A 14,272-nucleotide genomic window follows, 5' to 3' on the forward strand; every position below is an offset into this window, starting at 1 on the left:
GTTTCCCATGCGTTTTCTTGTTGCGTGCCTGATGCTCGCCCTGCTGGGCGTCGCCCAGGCCCGCGCGGGCGAGTGCCCGCGCATCGTCAGTCAGTCGCCCTACCTGACCATGGCGCTGCAGTGGCTGGATCGGGGAGCGTGCATCGTCGGCGTCTCCCGCTACGACACTTTCCGTCCCGAGCTGCCGCGCACCGGCGGGGTGCTCGACCCCGACGCCGAGGTGATGACGCTGCTCGAGCCCGATCTGGTGGTCACTTCCACCTGGGTCGATGCGGACGTGATGGCGCTGTCGGTGCCGCGTGGCACGCGGGTGCGGCGCCTGGGTGGCTTCGAGTCGATGGCGCAGGCCGAGCGGATGCTCACCGATCTGGCACGCATCACCGGCTCGCCCCGGGCCGACCGCGCCGCCGGCTTTCATCGCGCCTGGCGCACGCGGGCGGCGGCCAGTGGCGCTCACGGCGAGCGGGTGTTGCTGCTGACCGCGTGCACCGGCACGCCCTATTCGTACGGCCGCCGGCACATGCTCGGCGACCTGTTCCAGACGGCCGGCTTCGACGTGGTCGATGCCGACACCCGGGTGCGCGCGGTGCGTCCCGGCGAGGCCTTCCCGACCCTCGAGGCCTTGCTGGCCCACTTCCGGCCCGACATCGTCTTCACCTTCGATCGCGCTGCGGCCGAACGGTGCCGTGTCGTCGTCACGCAGGCGAATCAGCGTATTGTTCACCTGAGCGGCGACGACTTCCTCAACCCGGGCCCGCGCCAGCTCGACGGGCTCGAGGCGCTGGCCCGCGTGATGCACGAGAACCACAATGACCGAAACGACTGACAAAGACGCGCGCCACAATGCGCGCATGGCCCGCAAGAAGGCCGTGGTGGATGAAAAAATCGCCCGCGCGACCCGCGAACAGGGCGTGCTGCTGGTCAATACCGGCAACGGCAAGGGTAAGTCGAGCGCCGGCTTCGGCCTCATCGCCCGGGCCCTCGGCCATGGCCAGCAGGTGGGGGTGGTGCAGTTCATCAAGGGCCGCTCCGATACCGGTGAGGAGGCCTTCTGGCGGCGCCAGCCGGGGGTGCGCTGGCACGTGATGGGCGAGGGCTTCACCTGGGAGACGCAGGACCGTCAGCGCGACATCGAGAAGGCGCAGGCGGCCTGGGCCGTGGCGCGCGAGATGCTCGCCGACGCGGCCATCGGCCTGGTGGTGCTCGACGAGCTCAACATCGCGCTCAAGTACGGTTATCTGGATGCGGACACCGTCATTGCCGATCTGCAGGCCCGGGCGCCGATGCAGCATGCGGTGGTGACCGGCCGCGGCGCGCCGCCGGCACTCATCGATGCCGCGGATACGGTTACCGAGATGCGCCCGGAGAAACATGCCTTCGCCGCCGGTATCCAGGCGATGCCCGGCATGGAGTATTGAGCATGAGTGGATCTCGCCCCGTTCAGCCCGGCTGGGTCTATCTGGTGGGCGCCGGCCCCGGCGATGCCGAGCTGCTCACCTTGCGGGCCGACGCCATCATCCGCGCGGCGGACGTGGTGGTCTACGACAACCTCGTCGGCGACGAGGTGATGGCCCGGATGCCGGCCGGATGCACACGCATCTACGTGGGCAAGAAGGCCGCCAACCACAGCATGAGGCAGGCCGACATCTGCGCCTTGCTGGTCCGGCTCGCGCGCGAGGGCCACCGGGTGCTGCGCCTCAAGGGCGGCGACCCCTACGTGTTCGGGCGCGGCGGCGAGGAGGCCGAGACGCTGGTGGCGGCGGGCGTCCCCTTCGAAGTGGTGCCGGGCGTGACCGCGGCGTCGGGCATCAGCGCCTACGCGGGCATCCCGCTCACCCACCGGGATCACGCCCAGAGCGTCGTCTTCGCCACCGGCCACAAAAAAGAAGGGCCGGTGGATCTCGACTGGTCCGCCCTGGCGCGCCCGAAGCAGACCGTGGTGATCTACATGGGCGTCTCGCGCATCGCCGAGATCGCTGCGCAGCTGGTCGCCCACGGGCTGCCCGAGACCACCCCTGCCGCCCTGGTACGCCGCGGTACGCTCCCGGACCAGTTCGTCGTCGTCGCCACCCTGGCCGACCTGGCCGACAAGGCGGAGGCCGCCAGCATCAAGCCGCCGGCGCTGATGATCATCGGCACCGTGGTGACGATGGCACCGACGCTGGGGTGGTTCCAGGGCGGCTGAGCGCGCCCGTTTCGATCCTTAAACGGAAAAAGCCCAGTCGCGATGACTGGGCTTTTTGGTGTCCTGGTAGGCCGTGCGTGGCTCGAACACGCGACCAACGGATTAAAAGTCCGCTGCTCTACCAACTGAGCTAACGACCCGTAAGGAAGGGCGCATTATAGGTAGCACCCGTAACGCTGTCAACCTTATGTGTTGCCGTTTTCCGCGTAACGCGTCGGATCGGGAATGTCCGCTTCCTGAAAGCCGGCGCGGCGCAGCTTGCAGGCCTCGCAGCGGCCGCAGGCACGGCCACTGTCGTCGGCCTGATAGCAGGTGACGGTCTGGGCGTAGTCGACGCCCAGCGCGGTGCCGGTACGGATGATCTGGGCCTTGCTCATCTCGATCAGCGGAGCGTGGATGGTGAGCTTCTCTCCCTCCACGCCGGCCTTGGTGGCCAGGTTGGCCATGGTCTCGAAGGCCTGGATGAAGGCGGGGCGGCAGTCGGGATAACCGGAGTAGTCCACCGCGTTGACGCCCACGAAGATGTCGTGCGCCCCGAGGACCTCGGCCCAGGCCATGGCGATGGAGAGCATCACGGTATTGCGCGCCGGTACGTAGGTGACCGGGATGGGACTGGCGGCCTCGTCGCGTGCTTCGGTGGGCACGTCGATGGCCGGGTCGGTGAGCGCGGAGCCGCCGAACTGGCCCAGGCCCACGCGGGCGAGCCGGTGTTCGCGGGCGCCAAGGGCGTCGGCGACCCGCTTCGAGGCGGACAGCTCGGCGGCATGGCGCTGCCCGTAGGCGACGGACAGGGCGTAGCACTCGAAGCCCATGTCGAGGGCGATGGCCAGGCAGGTGGCCGAGTCGAGGCCGCCGGAGAGGAGCACGACGGCGCGTTTGACGGGAGGTGTCTGTTCGGTTTCGGTCATGGCATGACGAGTGTCGGTGGGGTCAACGACCGCGTGCGTCGGCCCACAGGATCTTGTGCAGCTGCATCTGGAAGCGGACCGGCAGGCGGTCGCGGACGATCCATTCGGCCAGCGCGGCGGGTTCGAGCGCGCCGGCGACGGGGGACAGCAGCACCTTGCAACGATCGGTCAGCCGGTGAGCGCTGATCTGCTCGGCGGCCCAGCGGTAGTCGGCGGCGTCGGCGACGACGATCTTCACTTCGTCGTCTCGGCGCAGGTGGTCGAGATTGGCCCAGCGGTTCTTGTCCGCTTCGCCCGACCCGGGGGCCTTGAGGTCCATGATGCGGGCGACGCGCGGGTCCACCGGGGCGATATCGAGGGCGCCGCTGGTCTCGAGGGAGACTTCGTGGCCGGCGTCGCACAGGGCGCTCAGCAGCGCCAGGCAGGCCTTCTGCGCCAGTGGCTCGCCGCCGGTGACGCACACCTGGGGCAGACCGTGGCCGGCGACCTCGGCGAGGATCTCGTCGATCGCCATGGTGGTGCCGCCGTGGAAGGCGTATTCGGTGTCGCACCAGGTGCAGCGCAGGGGGCAGCCGGTGAGGCGCACGAACACCGTGGGCAGGCCGATGCGGCTGGCCTCGCCCTGGACGGAAGCGAAGATTTCCGTCACCCGCAGGCGGGTGACGGAAGGGTTTTCACGCATGCGTTCGCGTTCCGGTCAGCCGCCGAGGCGTTGCTTCGCCGACTTGGCGGCAGCGCTGTCGGGGTAGCGTTCGATGACGCCCTGAAGCGTCTTCTGTTCGAGCTTGCGCTCGCCCAGGGCGCGCTGGCAGTTGGCGACGCCGAGCAGGGCGTCCGGTGCGCGCGGATCGTCCGGCCACTGGTTGACCACCGCGTTGAAGTGCTCGGAGGCGCGGTTGATGTCCTTGGCCTGGAGGGCGGCGCTGCCGGCCCAGAAATGGGCGCTGGGCAGGAAGCTGCTGCTCGGGTACTTGGCGACGAAGGCGTCGAAGGCCGCGGCGGCATCGCCGTACTTGCCGCCCTTGAGCAGGTTCAGGGCCGACTCGTAGTCGGCGGACTCGGCCGCCGGGTCCACCGGTCCGGCCGGGCCGGCGCCGGTCTCGAGACGCCGCAGGCGCTCGTCCAGGTCGACGTAGAAGTCCTTCTGGCGCTTCTGCACCGACTCCATGGTGTGGCCGAGCAACTCGACGTCACCGCGCAGGCGGGCCACTTCGGCCTTGAGCGCCTCGATCTGGTTGGCCAGGTCGAGCTGCGCGCGCGAAGACGCCTCGAGCGCCTGCAGGCGGGCGTTGTAGTCCTCCCGCATCCGCATCAGTTCCTTGCGCGCTTCGGTGTCGTCGAACAGACCGGCATGCGCCGGCAGCGAGGCTGCCAGCGCAAGCACGGCGATCCACTGGCGCGTGCGCGCCATCAGAACTCACCCGAGTAGAGCATGTCGCCACGACGGTTCTGGGCGTAGCAGTCCTCGGTGCTGTCGGTGCAGCGCGGCTTCTCCTCGCCGAGGCTGACCGCTTCGATCTGGCCTTCCTTGGCGCCGAGCAGCAGCAGGGCCTTCTTGATGGCGTCGGCGCGCTTCTGGCCGAGGGCGAGGTTGTATTCCCGGCTGCCACGCTCGTCGGCGTTGCCCTGGATCAGCATCTTGATGTCCGGATGGGCGACCAGGAAACGGGCATGGGCCTCGACCAGCGGCATGAATTCGCCACGGATGACGAAGCTGTCGTAGTCGAAGAACACGCTGCGCTTGGACAGCGGGCTTGACGGATCGGTCAGTTCGGCCAGGGAACTGCCGGCGGCCTGGGTGGGGGTGACCGTCGGGATGGTGTCGGGGGTCGTGCGATCCTCGACGGCCGCCCCGCTGTCCTGGGTCATGGGAGTGCTCGAGCAACCGGCCAGCAGGCCGATGACTACGAATGAGGCGGCGAGGGTTGAACGCATGTTTAACTCCTTGGAGTTGTTGAGCGGGGGTCTATGTCGGCTTCGTGGGCCACTTTTACTGCATCAAAGGTCCCCAGGCCGGTTCGCGCACATCAGCTGCCTTGACGGACAGTCTCTGCTTGATGCGTCCGTCGGAAGATACCGCAGAGAGCACGCCTCGGCCACCCACTTCGGTGGCGTAGAGGATCATGCGGCTGTTGGGTGCGAAGCTGGGGGATTCATCGCGGGATGAATCGGTCAGCACGGCGTACTGCCGGGTCGCCAGGTCCATGATGGCCACCTGGAAGCCGTTGGCAGTGCGGGTGATGAAGGTCATCGTGAGGCCGTCGGGCGAGGGCCGCGGGGTCACGTTGTAGCTGCCCTCGAAGGTGACGCGCTCGGCGCGGCCCCCGGTGGCGGGGATGCGATAGATCTGCGGGCTGCCGCCGCGATCGGAAGTGAAATAGATCCACTTGCCGTCATGGCTGTAGGCCGGCTCGGTGTCGATGCTCGAGGAGGTGGCCAGGCGCTGGATGCCGGAGCCGTCCACGTTGATGGTGTACATCTGCGACAGCCCGTCCTTGGTCAGCACCACCGCCAGGCGCTGGCCGTCGGGCGACCACGCGGGGGCGGAGTTGGAGCCCTTGAAGTTGGCGACCACCGACTGGAGGCCGGCGGCCAGGTCGTGCACGTACACGATCGGCTTCTTGAGCTGGAAGGACACGTAGGCCAGCTTCTTGCCGTCGGGCGACCAGGCCGGCGAGATGATCGGCTCGCGCGAGTTGAGCGCGGTCTGCGCGTTGGCGCCGTCCGAGTCGGCGATCTGCAGCTTGTAGTTGGTGCCGCTCTTGACCACGTAGGCGATGCGGGTGGAGAACACGCCCTTGAGACCGGTGATCTTCTCGAAGATGACATCGGCGATGCGATGCGCGGTGGCCCGGTACTGGTCCGGCGTCATGGTCATCACGATGGCGTCGAGCTGCTGCTCCTGGCGGGTGTCGTAGAGGCGCATGCGCACTTCGAAGCGGCCGGCGCCCACGTCGCGCACGCTGCCCACGGCGACCGCGTCGGCGGCGCGGGTGCGCAGCCAGGCGAAGTCGGGCAGCGATCCCTCGGGCAAGGCCACCGGGCCCAGTTCGACGAGGCTGAACAGGCCGCTGCGTTCCAGGTCGGCGCGGATCACCTCGGTGACGCTGCGGGGCAGCTGGGACTCGCCTTCCATGACCGACACGGCCACCGGGAAGCGGTTCGCACCGGCGCCGGTGATCTCGATCGACAGCTGCGCGTGCGCCGCCATGGCGGCGAGCGAGAGCAGGAGGGTGAAGAAAAGGCGAAGCAAATCAGTCAGTTTCATCATGGTGAAAGGCATCCGGCGGATTATACCCAACCCCTATCGGTCTTCGAGGGGGCGGAATGTAAGCTCGAGTGTACGCGAGAACAGCGACGGGTCGTCCGGCTGCGGCAGCGGATCCGATTTCTGGATGGCGCGGCGGATCGCGTCGTCCAGCGTCGGGGTGCCGGTGCTCTTCTTCAGGCGGATGTCGAGGACCGTGCCGCCCGGCCCCTGGGTGACGACGAACACCGCTTCCGGGTTGCCGCTCAGGCCCGGCGGGCGGATCAGGTTGTAGCGCACCTTGCCGCGGATCTTGTCGATGTAGGTCTCGAGCGCACGGGTGCGCGCCGCCGACGCCGCCTCCTGGCGCAGCAGCTCGGCCTCGCGGGCGCGCTGGGCGTCGAGGGCGAGCAGCTCGTCCATGCGGCTGTTCTCGATGGCGCGCGCCTTCTCGTCAGGCTTCGGCTTCGGTTGCGGCTTGGGCTTGGGTTCCGGCTTCTTCTCGGGCTTGGGCGCGGGTTTCGGCTCCGGCTTCGGTTCGGGCTTCTTCTCCGGCTTCGGTTCCGGTTTCTTCTCCGGGGTCTTGATCTGCGGCGGCTTGGGCTCGGGCTTGGGCGCGGGTTTCGGTTCCGGCTTCGGCTGGGGCTTGGGTTCCGGCTTCGGTGCCGGCGGGGGCGTCGGCGTCGGCTCGGGCTTGGGTTCCGGCTTGGGCTGGGGCTTGGGCGTCGGGCGCTGCGCCACCGGCGGGGCGGGCACCAGCGAGACCTGCACCGCCGCGGGCGGCTCGGTCTGCCAGCGGATGCCGAAGAACAGGAACACGAACAGGGCGACGTGCACCAGCGCGGCCAGCACTGCCGAGGGCCACTTGCCCGGAGCGGTGCTCGGATAGAACTCGCGTGCGTCCAGTGGGGCGTCCATGAGGCCTTACTTGCGGGGGGCTTCGCCGCGCTGCACGAGCAGGCCGATCTGTTCGATGTGGGCCTGCTGGAGGCGGTCCATGACCTGCATGATCGCCTCGTAGCGGGCCGCCTTGTCGCCGGCGATCAGCACCGGGCGTTTCCTGGCACCCGACTGCAGCGCCTGCAGTTCGCCGACGAGGGCGTCGAGCGCCATGGGGCGCGGATCGCCGGCGCCGTCGCGCAGGGCGACCGAGCCGTCGGCCTTGACCACCACGCTCACCGGCTCGGCCGGGGCGTCGGACGACTTGCCGACGCTGGGCACGTCGATGCTGCCGGTCTGGATCATCGGTGCCGTGACCATGAAGATCACCAGCAGCACGAGCATCACGTCGATGTAGGGCACGACGTTGATCTGGTTCATGAGGCGGCGCTGGCGCATGGGGCTCTCCGGCGTCGGTCAGCGCAGCTGGCGCTGCAGGATGTTGGAGAATTCTTCCATGAAGCTCTCGGAGCGGATCGAGAGCCGGTCGATGTCATGGGCGAAGCGGTTGTAGGCGACCACCGCGGGGATCGCCGCGAACAGGCCGATGGCCGTCGCCACGAGGGCCTCGGCGATACCCGGTGCGACATGGGCGAGGGTGGCGGAGGAGACGTTCGACAGACCGCGGAAGGCGTTCATGATCCCCCACACGGTGCCGAACAGGCCCACGTAGGGCGACACGGAACCGACCGAGGCGAGGAAGGCCAGATGCGCCTCGAGTTCGTCGATCTCGCGCTGGTAGGTGGCGCGCATGGCGCGGCGGGCGCCGTCGACGACGGTCTCGGGGGAGGCGTTCTTGGCGCGCAGCTTGGAGAACTCGCGGTAGCCCGATTCGAAGATCCGCTCCATGGGGCCGGAGTTGTGGCGGTCGTTGCTGGCGCTCTGATACAGGTGGTTGAGATCGCCACCGCTCCAGAATTCACGCTCGAACACCGCGGTCTTGCGCCGCGCGGCGCCGATGGCGAACCATTTGCGGAAGATCCAGTACCAGGAGGTGAAGGAGACGGCCGCCAGGATGGCCATGACGAACTTCACAATCAGGCTCGCCTCGGCGATGAGGGACAGGATCGACAGGTCTTGGGTGATGGGCATGGGGGTCAGGCCGACGCTTCGATGGATTGGCGGATATGTGCCGGGATGGGCGCGGGGCGACCGCGCCGGGTATCCAGGCACGCGATTGAGACCGTGGCGGTGAACAGGCGTTCAGTACCCCGATCGACATATTGGGAAAATTCCAGGCTGGCGCGGCGGGTGGCGTCGACCGCGGTGACGACGGTCAGGGTGTCGTCGAGGCGCGCGGGGCGCAGGTAATGGCCCTGCACCGTGCGCACCACGAAGGCCAGGCCGGTCTCGTCCATCAGGATCTGCTGGTCGAAGCCGCGCTCGCGCAGCCACTCGGTGCGGCCGCGCTCGCAAAAACGCCAGTAGTTTGCGTAATACACAACGCCAGCGGCGTCGGTATCCTCGTAATATACCCGCAGGGTGAGACGTGATTCTTGCACAGCATCTGCTCGAAGCCGGATGGGTCGAGGCGCTATTGTAGCCACAAGCGATCGGGCCGTTGGCTTTGGCATTTGGTTACATTTCCTCTCAACCATGGGCGTGTGTCCGCCGGCGAGGGAAGACAGTGGTATGCTCGAACGACTCATGCGAAAGGCTTGATCGCTTCAGGAGGGAGTGCGATCTTGGCAGGTCCATCTAACAAACAGAAAGCATCCGGCCACAACGACGGACGCGGTCCGCGTTCCGAACTGTCGACGCTGGACTTTGCCGCCGCCGGTGGCGACGTGGCCCGTGCACTTGCCGAATGTGCGGGCAAGATGGAAGTGCACGAGGGCGGTGACGACTTCTCGTCCATCGCCGAAGAGGCGGCCGTCCTCTACGCCAATGGTCAGAACGACGCCGCCGCCGCGGTGCTGGCGGCCTTCGTCGATAGCCTTCCGATCGGGCAGGGTGAGTTCATGTGGATGATGCTCATCGACCTGTACAAGCTCACCGGCATGCGCGCCGAGTTCGACGAGCGCGTCATCGCCTACGCGCGCAGTTTCGAAAAGTCGCCGCCGGCCTGGGACGTGGCCGACGCGCCGGCACAGAAGAGCAAATCCAGTTCCCCCTCGGTGGCCATGGGCGCGGCCCTGACCGAAGAGGTGGGCAAGCAGTTCGTGCGCGTGCGCGAGACCGCCCTCAAGCACGGCGCCGTGCGCATCGACCTGTCGCGCCTGCGCTCGGCCGACGACGCCGGCTGCACCCTGTTTCGCGATCTGGTGGGTGCGCTGCGCGAGCAGGGGGTCACCGTCAAGCTGTCGGGCTGCGCCGCGGTGGCGGCAATGCTCGGCGGCCAGGTGACCGTCGGCCAGGCGGAGAACCGCAACATGTGGTTGCTGCTGCTCGACATGCTCCAGCACACCGACGACATGGACCGCTTCGAGGAAGTGGCGGTGGACTATGCGGTGACCTTCGAGGTCTCGCCGCCGTCGTGGGAAGCCCCTTCGATGGAGGCGATGGCAACCACCACCGACATCGAGTCCACGCCGGCCGCACCGCAGGGCTTCGCGCTCGAAGGCGAGCTGCTCGGCGCCAACGCCGAAGGCATCCGCAAGCTGGCCGCCTATGCGGCCGATCACGCCGCGGTGGAGGTCGACTGTTCGCGTCTGCGTCGTGTCGATTTCGTCGCTGCGGGGAGCCTGTTCAATGTGCTCTCGACCCTGCAGGGCCAGGGCAAGCTGGTGTCGCTGAACCGGGTCAACGCCATGGTGGCGGCGCTGCTGCGGGTGATGGGGATCGATCAGGTCGCCCGCTTGCAAATTCAGGCATAGTCCCCAGCTAAGTAGCTCCGGGCGTCCCGCGCCCCCGTCAAACCGGCCCGTGCACGGGCCGTCAGGATTCATCATGGAACAGTATCACGGCACCACCATCCTTTCGGTGCGGCGCGGCCGTCGCGTCGCCCTGGGCGGGGATGGGCAGGTCACATTGGGCAATATCGTCGTCAAGGGCAGCGCCCGCAAGGTCCGGCGCATCTACCAGGACCGCATCCTCGCCGGTTTCGCCGGCGGCACGGCGGATGCCTTCACCCTCTTCGAACGCTTCGAGGCCAAGCTCGAGAAGCACCAGGGCAACCTGGTGCGCAGCGCCGTCGAACTGGCCAAGGACTGGCGCACCGACCGCATGCTGCGCCGGCTCGAAGCCATGCTGGCGGTCGCCGACGAGGAGAACTCCCTCATCATCACCGGCAACGGCGACGTGCTCGAGCCGGAAAAGGGCGTGGTGGCCATCGGCAGCGGTGGTGCCTACGCCCAGTCCGCCGCGGTGGCGCTGCTGGAGAACACCGACCTGCCGCCCGAGGAAATCGTCAGCCGCGCGCTGACCATCGCCGCCGATCTGTGCATCTACACCAACCAGCACCACACCATCGAGGTGCTGGGCGGCGGGAGCTGAACCATGACGCAAATGACCCCCCCGGAGATCGTCTCCGAACTCGACAAGCACATCGTCGGCCAGGGGCGTGCCAAGCGCGCCGTGGCCATCGCCCTGCGCAACCGCTGGCGCCGTGCCCAGGTCGAAGAGCCGCTGCGCGGCGAGATCACCCCCAAGAACATCCTCATGATCGGCCCCACCGGGGTCGGCAAGACCGAGATCGCGCGCCGTCTCGCGCGGCTGGCCAACGCCCCCTTCATCAAGGTGGAGGCGACCAAGTTCACCGAGGTCGGCTACGTGGGCCGCGACGTGGAGACCATCATCCGCGACCTGGTCGAGATCGCCATCAAGGACGGGCGCGAGCGCGCCATGAAGCAGGTGCAGGACCGGGCGCTCGATGCTGCCGAGGATCGGGTGCTCGACGTGCTGCTGCCGCCGGCCCGTCCGGTCGGCTTCGGTGAGGAGCCCGCCGCCGGCAGCGATACCGCCACCCGGCAGAAATTCCGCAAGAAGCTGCGCGAGGGCGAGCTGGACGACAAGGAGATCGAGATCGAGCTCGCCCAGCCGGGCATGAGCGCCGAGATCTTCGCGCCGCCGGGCATGGAGGAGCTGACCCAGCAGCTGCAGGGCATGTTCCAGAACCTGGGCAACCAGCGCAAGAAGCAGCGCAAGCTGCCGATCAAGGAGGCGCTCAAGCTGCTCGCCGACGAGGAGGCCGCGCGCCTGGTCAATGACGAGGAACTCAAGACCACGGCGGTGCAGGCGGTGGAGCAGAACGGCATCGTCTTCCTCGACGAGATCGACAAGGTGGCCGCGCGCGCCGAGACCCAGGGCGCGGACGTCTCCCGCCAGGGGGTGCAGCGCGATCTGTTGCCGCTGGTCGAGGGCACCACGGTGAGCACCAAGTACGGCATGATCAAGACCGATCACATCCTGTTCATCGCCAGCGGCGCCTTCCACCTGTCCCGGCCCAGCGACCTCATTCCGGAACTGCAGGGCCGTTTCCCCATCCGGGTCGAGCTCGATTCGCTCTCGGTGGAGGACTTCGAGCGCATCCTCACCAGCACCGACGCCTGCCTCACGCGCCAGTACGAGGCGCTGCTGGACACCGAAGGGGTGGCGGTGGACTTCACCGACGCCGGCATCCGGCGCCTGGCCGAGATCGCCTACCAGGTGAACGAGCGCACCGAGAACATCGGCGCGCGGCGCCTGTACACGGTGATGGAAAAGCTGCTCGAGGAAGTGTCCTTCGAGGCGGGCAAGGCGGGCCTGGACCGGATCACCGTCGATCCGGCCTATGTGGACGCGCGCCTCGAGACCGTGGCCGAAAGCGAGGATCTGGCGCGCTACGTGTTGTGACGGACGGCCGGGCGCCACGCAAACGGTCGCCGAGATGGCGACCGTTGTCCAGGGCGCTCCGCCGTCGCCCGGATGCCGCGCAGCGGCATCCGGGCGTCATCGTGCCGAGTGCGTGCAGCCTTTCCTGGAGTCGGACCTGCGGCCTTCGTCCTGTCAGCGTCGGCGTTTCGGCGCCCACGAGAGCAGGGTCAGGCCAGCCAGCAGCATTGCCCACACGGTGGGTTCCGGCACGACGCTGATCGTCGAGCCCGGCGACATCGAACCGTCGCTCAGGGTGAGTTGACCGTGCGGGGACAGTGCGATGCTGCCGCCGGCCTGCGCGGCCGGACCGCCGTCTCCCGACCGGGTGGCATCGCTCCACAGCGTGAGCCGACTTCCCGGTGACAGTGCGATGCCGTCACCGGCCAGTGCGACAGGGCCGCTATCTGTCCATCGGATGGTATCGCCCGAGTGGGTGGGCGGCACGCCAAGGGAAATGGCGCCATCGGCGCTGAGCCTGCCCGCAACGTTGATCTGTAAAGCATCCAGCATGATCGCAGGCGCCCTCAGCGTCGCGTCGATCACTTCGATGCGGGTGTCGGAGTGCACCCAGATGGATTCGTCGGCACTCAGCGCATTGCCGTCGAGCACGAGGTCGCCGCTGCAGGCGATGCGCGTGTTGGCCCCGTCGATGAAACTCAGGTCGCCGTCGCACGACAAGGGGTCGGCATGGGCCGGGGCCATGGTCAGGGCGAGGCCGGTAGCGAGGGCGAGCAAGTGTCCGGTGTTCATGGGGGTGTCTCCGATGCCAAGGTGGTGTCCCATCGTACTATGCTCGATGCATGTTTCCAGAGTGTGCGGCCCGGGTGCCCCGTTCGGCCTATCCATACGGACAATCCCCGCTGTCGTGGCGGTTGACGTGCACGTACAATCAAGGCCACGTTGTCTTCACCCGCGAACGCTCCCATGCTCCTGCGCATCGTCTCCATCCTCTTTCCGCTGTTCTCCATCGTGGCCCTGGGCTATTTCGTGGGGCGTCGTTTCCGTCCCGATCTGGCCCATGCGAACAAGCTCAACATGGATGTGTTCGTGCCCGCGCTGGTGTTCGCCGCGCTCGCCAGCCGACCGTTCCGGCCGGAGAACGACATCCCGCTGCTGCTGGCCACGCTGGTGATGGTGGTGGGTTCCGGGCTGGCGGCGTGGGTGCTGGCGCGGTTGCTGAAGATCGATCCCAAGACCCTGGTGCCGCCGGTGATGTTCAACAACTGCGGCAACCTCGGTCTGCCGCTGGCGGTGCTGGCCTTCGGCGACAAGGCGCTGGCGCCGATGGTGGTGATGTTCATGGCCTCGAACCTGATGCACTTCTCCTTCGGCGCCTGGCTGCTCGACCACCGGGTGCGCATGGTCACGATCTGGAAGGTGCCCTCGGTGCTGGCGACCTTCGCCGGGCTGGCCGTGGGCATGCTCGGCATCCCGGTGTGGGAGCCCCTGCTGGTGTCCATCAAGATGGTGGGCGACATCGCCATCCCGCTGATGCTGATCGGCCTCGGCGTGCGCCTGAGCGACTCCAGGATCTCCTCGGTGCGCCTCGGCCTGCTGGGCGCGGTGGCGCGCCCGCTGGTGGGCATGGCGATCGCCGCGGTGCTGCTGATGCTGTTCGACTTCCCGCCGCTGCAAAAGGCACTGATCCTGGTGTTCGGTGCGCTGCCGCCGGCGGTGCTCAACTTCATCTTCGCCGAACGCTACGGCCAGGAGCCGGAGAAGGTGGCCTCCATGGTGCTGATCGGCAACGTGGCGGCGTTGCTGTTCCTGTCTGTCGCCCTGGCGCTGGTGCTGCCCTGAGTCGCGCTGGCGTGGGCGGCCGGGGACGCGCATTTGCTTACGCTTTGCCTCTTGTCGGCCCGGCAGGTGGCTGGGATCATGCCTGCACGAGCATTGCAGGGTGTGTGACCCTGCGGGCAGTATCGGAGAATGATCCATGCCAGAGGCACAAGTGACCGAAGTGGTGGCCGAATCGGCGCAAAGCTTCGAGGACGCCATCCGCACCGCCATGGCGCAGGCCCGGGCGCGCCTGACCAATGTCTGTGGCGCCTGGGTGCGGCGTCAGCGGCGCGTGGTCAGTGGCGGGCTCGTTGCCTACCAGGTGGCCGTCCAGGTGGCGTTCATGCCGGTGTGAGGCCGGCTGGTCGCCGACATGCAACGGGGCGCCCAGGCGCCCCGTTGGCGTTGACGGCGGGCGGC

18 protein-coding genes and 1 tRNA gene are annotated in these 14,272 nt (G+C 67.8%); 8 read left to right on the forward strand and 11 right to left on the reverse strand.

From position 1 onward, the window contains the following. Positions 1-7: 7 nt before the first annotated feature. From G3580_RS02945 to cobA, 3 genes are read left to right on the forward strand one after another with little or no spacing between them, the layout of a single operon-like run. On the forward strand, positions 8-826 hold the full coding sequence (locus G3580_RS02945) for an ABC transporter substrate-binding protein (RefSeq protein ID WP_173763843.1): 819 nt from the start codon (positions 8-10) through the stop codon (positions 824-826). Continuing rightward, on the forward strand, positions 810-1,418 hold the full coding sequence (cobO, locus tag G3580_RS02950; RefSeq protein WP_173763844.1) for a cob(I)yrinic acid a,c-diamide adenosyltransferase: 609 nt from the start codon (positions 810-812) through the stop codon (positions 1,416-1,418). Before G3580_RS02945 ends, cobO begins: the two co-directional genes overlap by 17 nt. 2 nt (positions 1,419-1,420) lie before the next feature. Next, positions 1,421-2,185, forward strand: coding sequence for a uroporphyrinogen-III C-methyltransferase (cobA, locus tag G3580_RS02955; RefSeq protein WP_173763845.1), 765 nt, complete (start codon positions 1,421-1,423; stop codon positions 2,183-2,185). A gap of 64 nt (positions 2,186-2,249) precedes the next feature. Here cobA and G3580_RS02960 read toward each other — a convergent pair. From G3580_RS02960 to ybgC, 10 genes are all read right to left on the reverse strand, one after another. After that, positions 2,250-2,325 (reverse strand) — tRNA-Lys (locus G3580_RS02960). A gap of 45 nt (positions 2,326-2,370) precedes the next feature. Further along, the gene (queC, locus tag G3580_RS02965; protein WP_173763846.1) at positions 2,371-3,093 is read right to left on the reverse strand and encodes a 7-cyano-7-deazaguanine synthase QueC; all 723 of its coding nucleotides are present in this window, start codon (positions 3,091-3,093) and stop codon (positions 2,371-2,373) included. Between the two features lie 22 nt (positions 3,094-3,115). Next, positions 3,116-3,775 carry a 7-carboxy-7-deazaguanine synthase QueE gene (queE, locus tag G3580_RS02970; protein WP_173763847.1) on the reverse strand — a complete coding sequence of 220 codons (660 nt, stop codon included), beginning with the start codon at positions 3,773-3,775 and terminating at the stop codon, positions 3,116-3,118. A gap of 15 nt (positions 3,776-3,790) precedes the next feature. Then, positions 3,791-4,504 (reverse strand): tol-pal system protein YbgF, encoded by a 714-nt coding sequence (gene ybgF / locus G3580_RS02975; protein WP_173763848.1) that lies wholly within the window; start codon positions 4,502-4,504, stop codon positions 3,791-3,793. Continuing rightward, positions 4,504-5,028, reverse strand: a complete 525-nt coding sequence (gene pal / locus G3580_RS02980; RefSeq protein WP_173763849.1) for a peptidoglycan-associated lipoprotein Pal — start codon at positions 5,026-5,028, stop codon at positions 4,504-4,506. The genes ybgF and pal overlap by 1 nt, the downstream gene beginning before the upstream one ends. A gap of 55 nt (positions 5,029-5,083) precedes the next feature. Continuing rightward, entirely contained in the window at positions 5,084-6,364 is a 1,281-nt protein-coding gene (tolB, locus tag G3580_RS02985; RefSeq protein WP_173763850.1) for a Tol-Pal system beta propeller repeat protein TolB, read from the reverse strand. A 33-nt stretch (positions 6,365-6,397) separates the two neighbouring features. Continuing rightward, entirely contained in the window at positions 6,398-7,258 is an 861-nt protein-coding gene (locus tag G3580_RS02990; RefSeq protein ID WP_173763851.1) for an energy transducer TonB, read from the reverse strand. 6 nt (positions 7,259-7,264) lie between these two features. Then, a complete protein-coding gene (tolR, locus tag G3580_RS02995) occupies positions 7,265-7,678 on the reverse strand; it encodes a protein TolR (protein ID WP_173763852.1) in 414 nt (137 codons plus the stop codon). A gap of 18 nt (positions 7,679-7,696) precedes the next feature. Further along, positions 7,697-8,371, reverse strand: coding sequence for a protein TolQ (gene tolQ, locus G3580_RS03000; protein WP_173763853.1), 675 nt, complete (start codon positions 8,369-8,371; stop codon positions 7,697-7,699). Positions 8,372-8,376: 5 nt separating this feature from the next. Then, positions 8,377-8,781 (reverse strand): tol-pal system-associated acyl-CoA thioesterase, encoded by a 405-nt coding sequence (gene ybgC, locus G3580_RS03005; RefSeq protein WP_228720751.1) that lies wholly within the window; start codon positions 8,779-8,781, stop codon positions 8,377-8,379. 183 nt (positions 8,782-8,964) lie between these two features. Between ybgC and G3580_RS03010 the strand changes: the two genes are divergently transcribed. The 3 genes from G3580_RS03010 to hslU all read left to right on the forward strand — a co-directional run bounded on the left by G3580_RS03010 (position 8,965) and on the right by hslU (position 12,052). Continuing rightward, positions 8,965-10,095, forward strand: coding sequence for an STAS domain-containing protein (locus tag G3580_RS03010; protein WP_228720752.1), 1,131 nt, complete (start codon positions 8,965-8,967; stop codon positions 10,093-10,095). Between the two features lie 73 nt (positions 10,096-10,168). Further along, positions 10,169-10,714 (forward strand): ATP-dependent protease subunit HslV, encoded by a 546-nt coding sequence (hslV, locus tag G3580_RS03015; protein WP_173763855.1) that lies wholly within the window; start codon positions 10,169-10,171, stop codon positions 10,712-10,714. 3 nt (positions 10,715-10,717) lie between these two features. Further along, positions 10,718-12,052 (forward strand): ATP-dependent protease ATPase subunit HslU, encoded by a 1,335-nt coding sequence (hslU, locus tag G3580_RS03020; RefSeq protein WP_173763856.1) that lies wholly within the window; start codon positions 10,718-10,720, stop codon positions 12,050-12,052. Positions 12,053-12,205: 153 nt separating this feature from the next. On the opposite strand, the gene G3580_RS03025 is transcribed toward hslU, so the two are convergent. After that, positions 12,206-12,823: a PEP-CTERM sorting domain-containing protein gene (locus tag G3580_RS03025; RefSeq protein ID WP_173763857.1), complete on the reverse strand. Its 618-nt coding sequence runs from the start codon at positions 12,821-12,823 to the stop codon at positions 12,206-12,208. Positions 12,824-12,997: 174 nt separating this feature from the next. Here G3580_RS03025 and G3580_RS03030 point away from each other — a divergent pair, with 174 nt between their 5' ends. Together G3580_RS03030 and G3580_RS03035 are read left to right on the forward strand one after the other, a co-directional pair. Next, positions 12,998-13,873, forward strand: a complete 876-nt coding sequence (locus G3580_RS03030) for an AEC family transporter (protein WP_173763858.1) — start codon at positions 12,998-13,000, stop codon at positions 13,871-13,873. Between the two features lie 136 nt (positions 13,874-14,009). Further along, positions 14,010-14,207, forward strand: coding sequence for a dodecin family protein (locus tag G3580_RS03035; protein ID WP_173763859.1), 198 nt, complete (start codon positions 14,010-14,012; stop codon positions 14,205-14,207). The last annotated feature ends 65 nt before the right edge of the window (positions 14,208-14,272 follow it).

It is taken from the genome of Nitrogeniibacter mangrovi (assembly GCF_010983895.1).
Lineage (GTDB): Bacteria > Pseudomonadota > Gammaproteobacteria > Burkholderiales > Rhodocyclaceae > Nitrogeniibacter > Nitrogeniibacter mangrovi.

What these genes read in the sequence shown, in the direction of transcription:
- G3580_RS03030 (WP_173763858.1), top strand. Translation starts at nt 12,998, where the DNA reads ATGCTCCTGCGCATCGTCTCCATCCTCTTTCCGCTGTTCTCCATCGTG.
- tolQ (WP_173763853.1), bottom strand. Translation starts at nt 8,371, where the DNA reads ATGCCCATCACCCAAGACCTGTCGATCCTGTCCCTCATCGCCGAGGCG.
- hslU (WP_173763856.1), top strand. Translation starts at nt 10,718, where the DNA reads ATGACGCAAATGACCCCCCCGGAGATCGTCTCCGAACTCGACAAGCAC.
- G3580_RS02990 (WP_173763851.1), bottom strand. Translation starts at nt 7,258, where the DNA reads ATGGACGCCCCACTGGACGCACGCGAGTTCTATCCGAGCACCGCTCCG.
- tolR (WP_173763852.1), bottom strand. Translation starts at nt 7,678, where the DNA reads ATGCGCCAGCGCCGCCTCATGAACCAGATCAACGTCGTGCCCTACATC.
- hslV (WP_173763855.1), top strand. Translation starts at nt 10,169, where the DNA reads ATGGAACAGTATCACGGCACCACCATCCTTTCGGTGCGGCGCGGCCGT.
- ybgF (WP_173763848.1), bottom strand. Translation starts at nt 4,504, where the DNA reads ATGGCGCGCACGCGCCAGTGGATCGCCGTGCTTGCGCTGGCAGCCTCG.
- queC (WP_173763846.1), bottom strand. Translation starts at nt 3,093, where the DNA reads ATGACCGAAACCGAACAGACACCTCCCGTCAAACGCGCCGTCGTGCTC.
- tolB (WP_173763850.1), bottom strand. Translation starts at nt 6,364, where the DNA reads ATGATGAAACTGACTGATTTGCTTCGCCTTTTCTTCACCCTCCTGCTC.
- cobO (WP_173763844.1), top strand. Translation starts at nt 810, where the DNA reads ATGACCGAAACGACTGACAAAGACGCGCGCCACAATGCGCGCATGGCC.
- cobA (WP_173763845.1), top strand. Translation starts at nt 1,421, where the DNA reads ATGAGTGGATCTCGCCCCGTTCAGCCCGGCTGGGTCTATCTGGTGGGC.
- G3580_RS03025 (WP_173763857.1), bottom strand. Translation starts at nt 12,823, where the DNA reads ATGAACACCGGACACTTGCTCGCCCTCGCTACCGGCCTCGCCCTGACC.
- G3580_RS03035 (WP_173763859.1), top strand. Translation starts at nt 14,010, where the DNA reads ATGCCAGAGGCACAAGTGACCGAAGTGGTGGCCGAATCGGCGCAAAGC.
- G3580_RS02945 (WP_173763843.1), top strand. Translation starts at nt 8, where the DNA reads ATGCGTTTTCTTGTTGCGTGCCTGATGCTCGCCCTGCTGGGCGTCGCC.
- pal (WP_173763849.1), bottom strand. Translation starts at nt 5,028, where the DNA reads ATGCGTTCAACCCTCGCCGCCTCATTCGTAGTCATCGGCCTGCTGGCC.
- queE (WP_173763847.1), bottom strand. Translation starts at nt 3,775, where the DNA reads ATGCGTGAAAACCCTTCCGTCACCCGCCTGCGGGTGACGGAAATCTTC.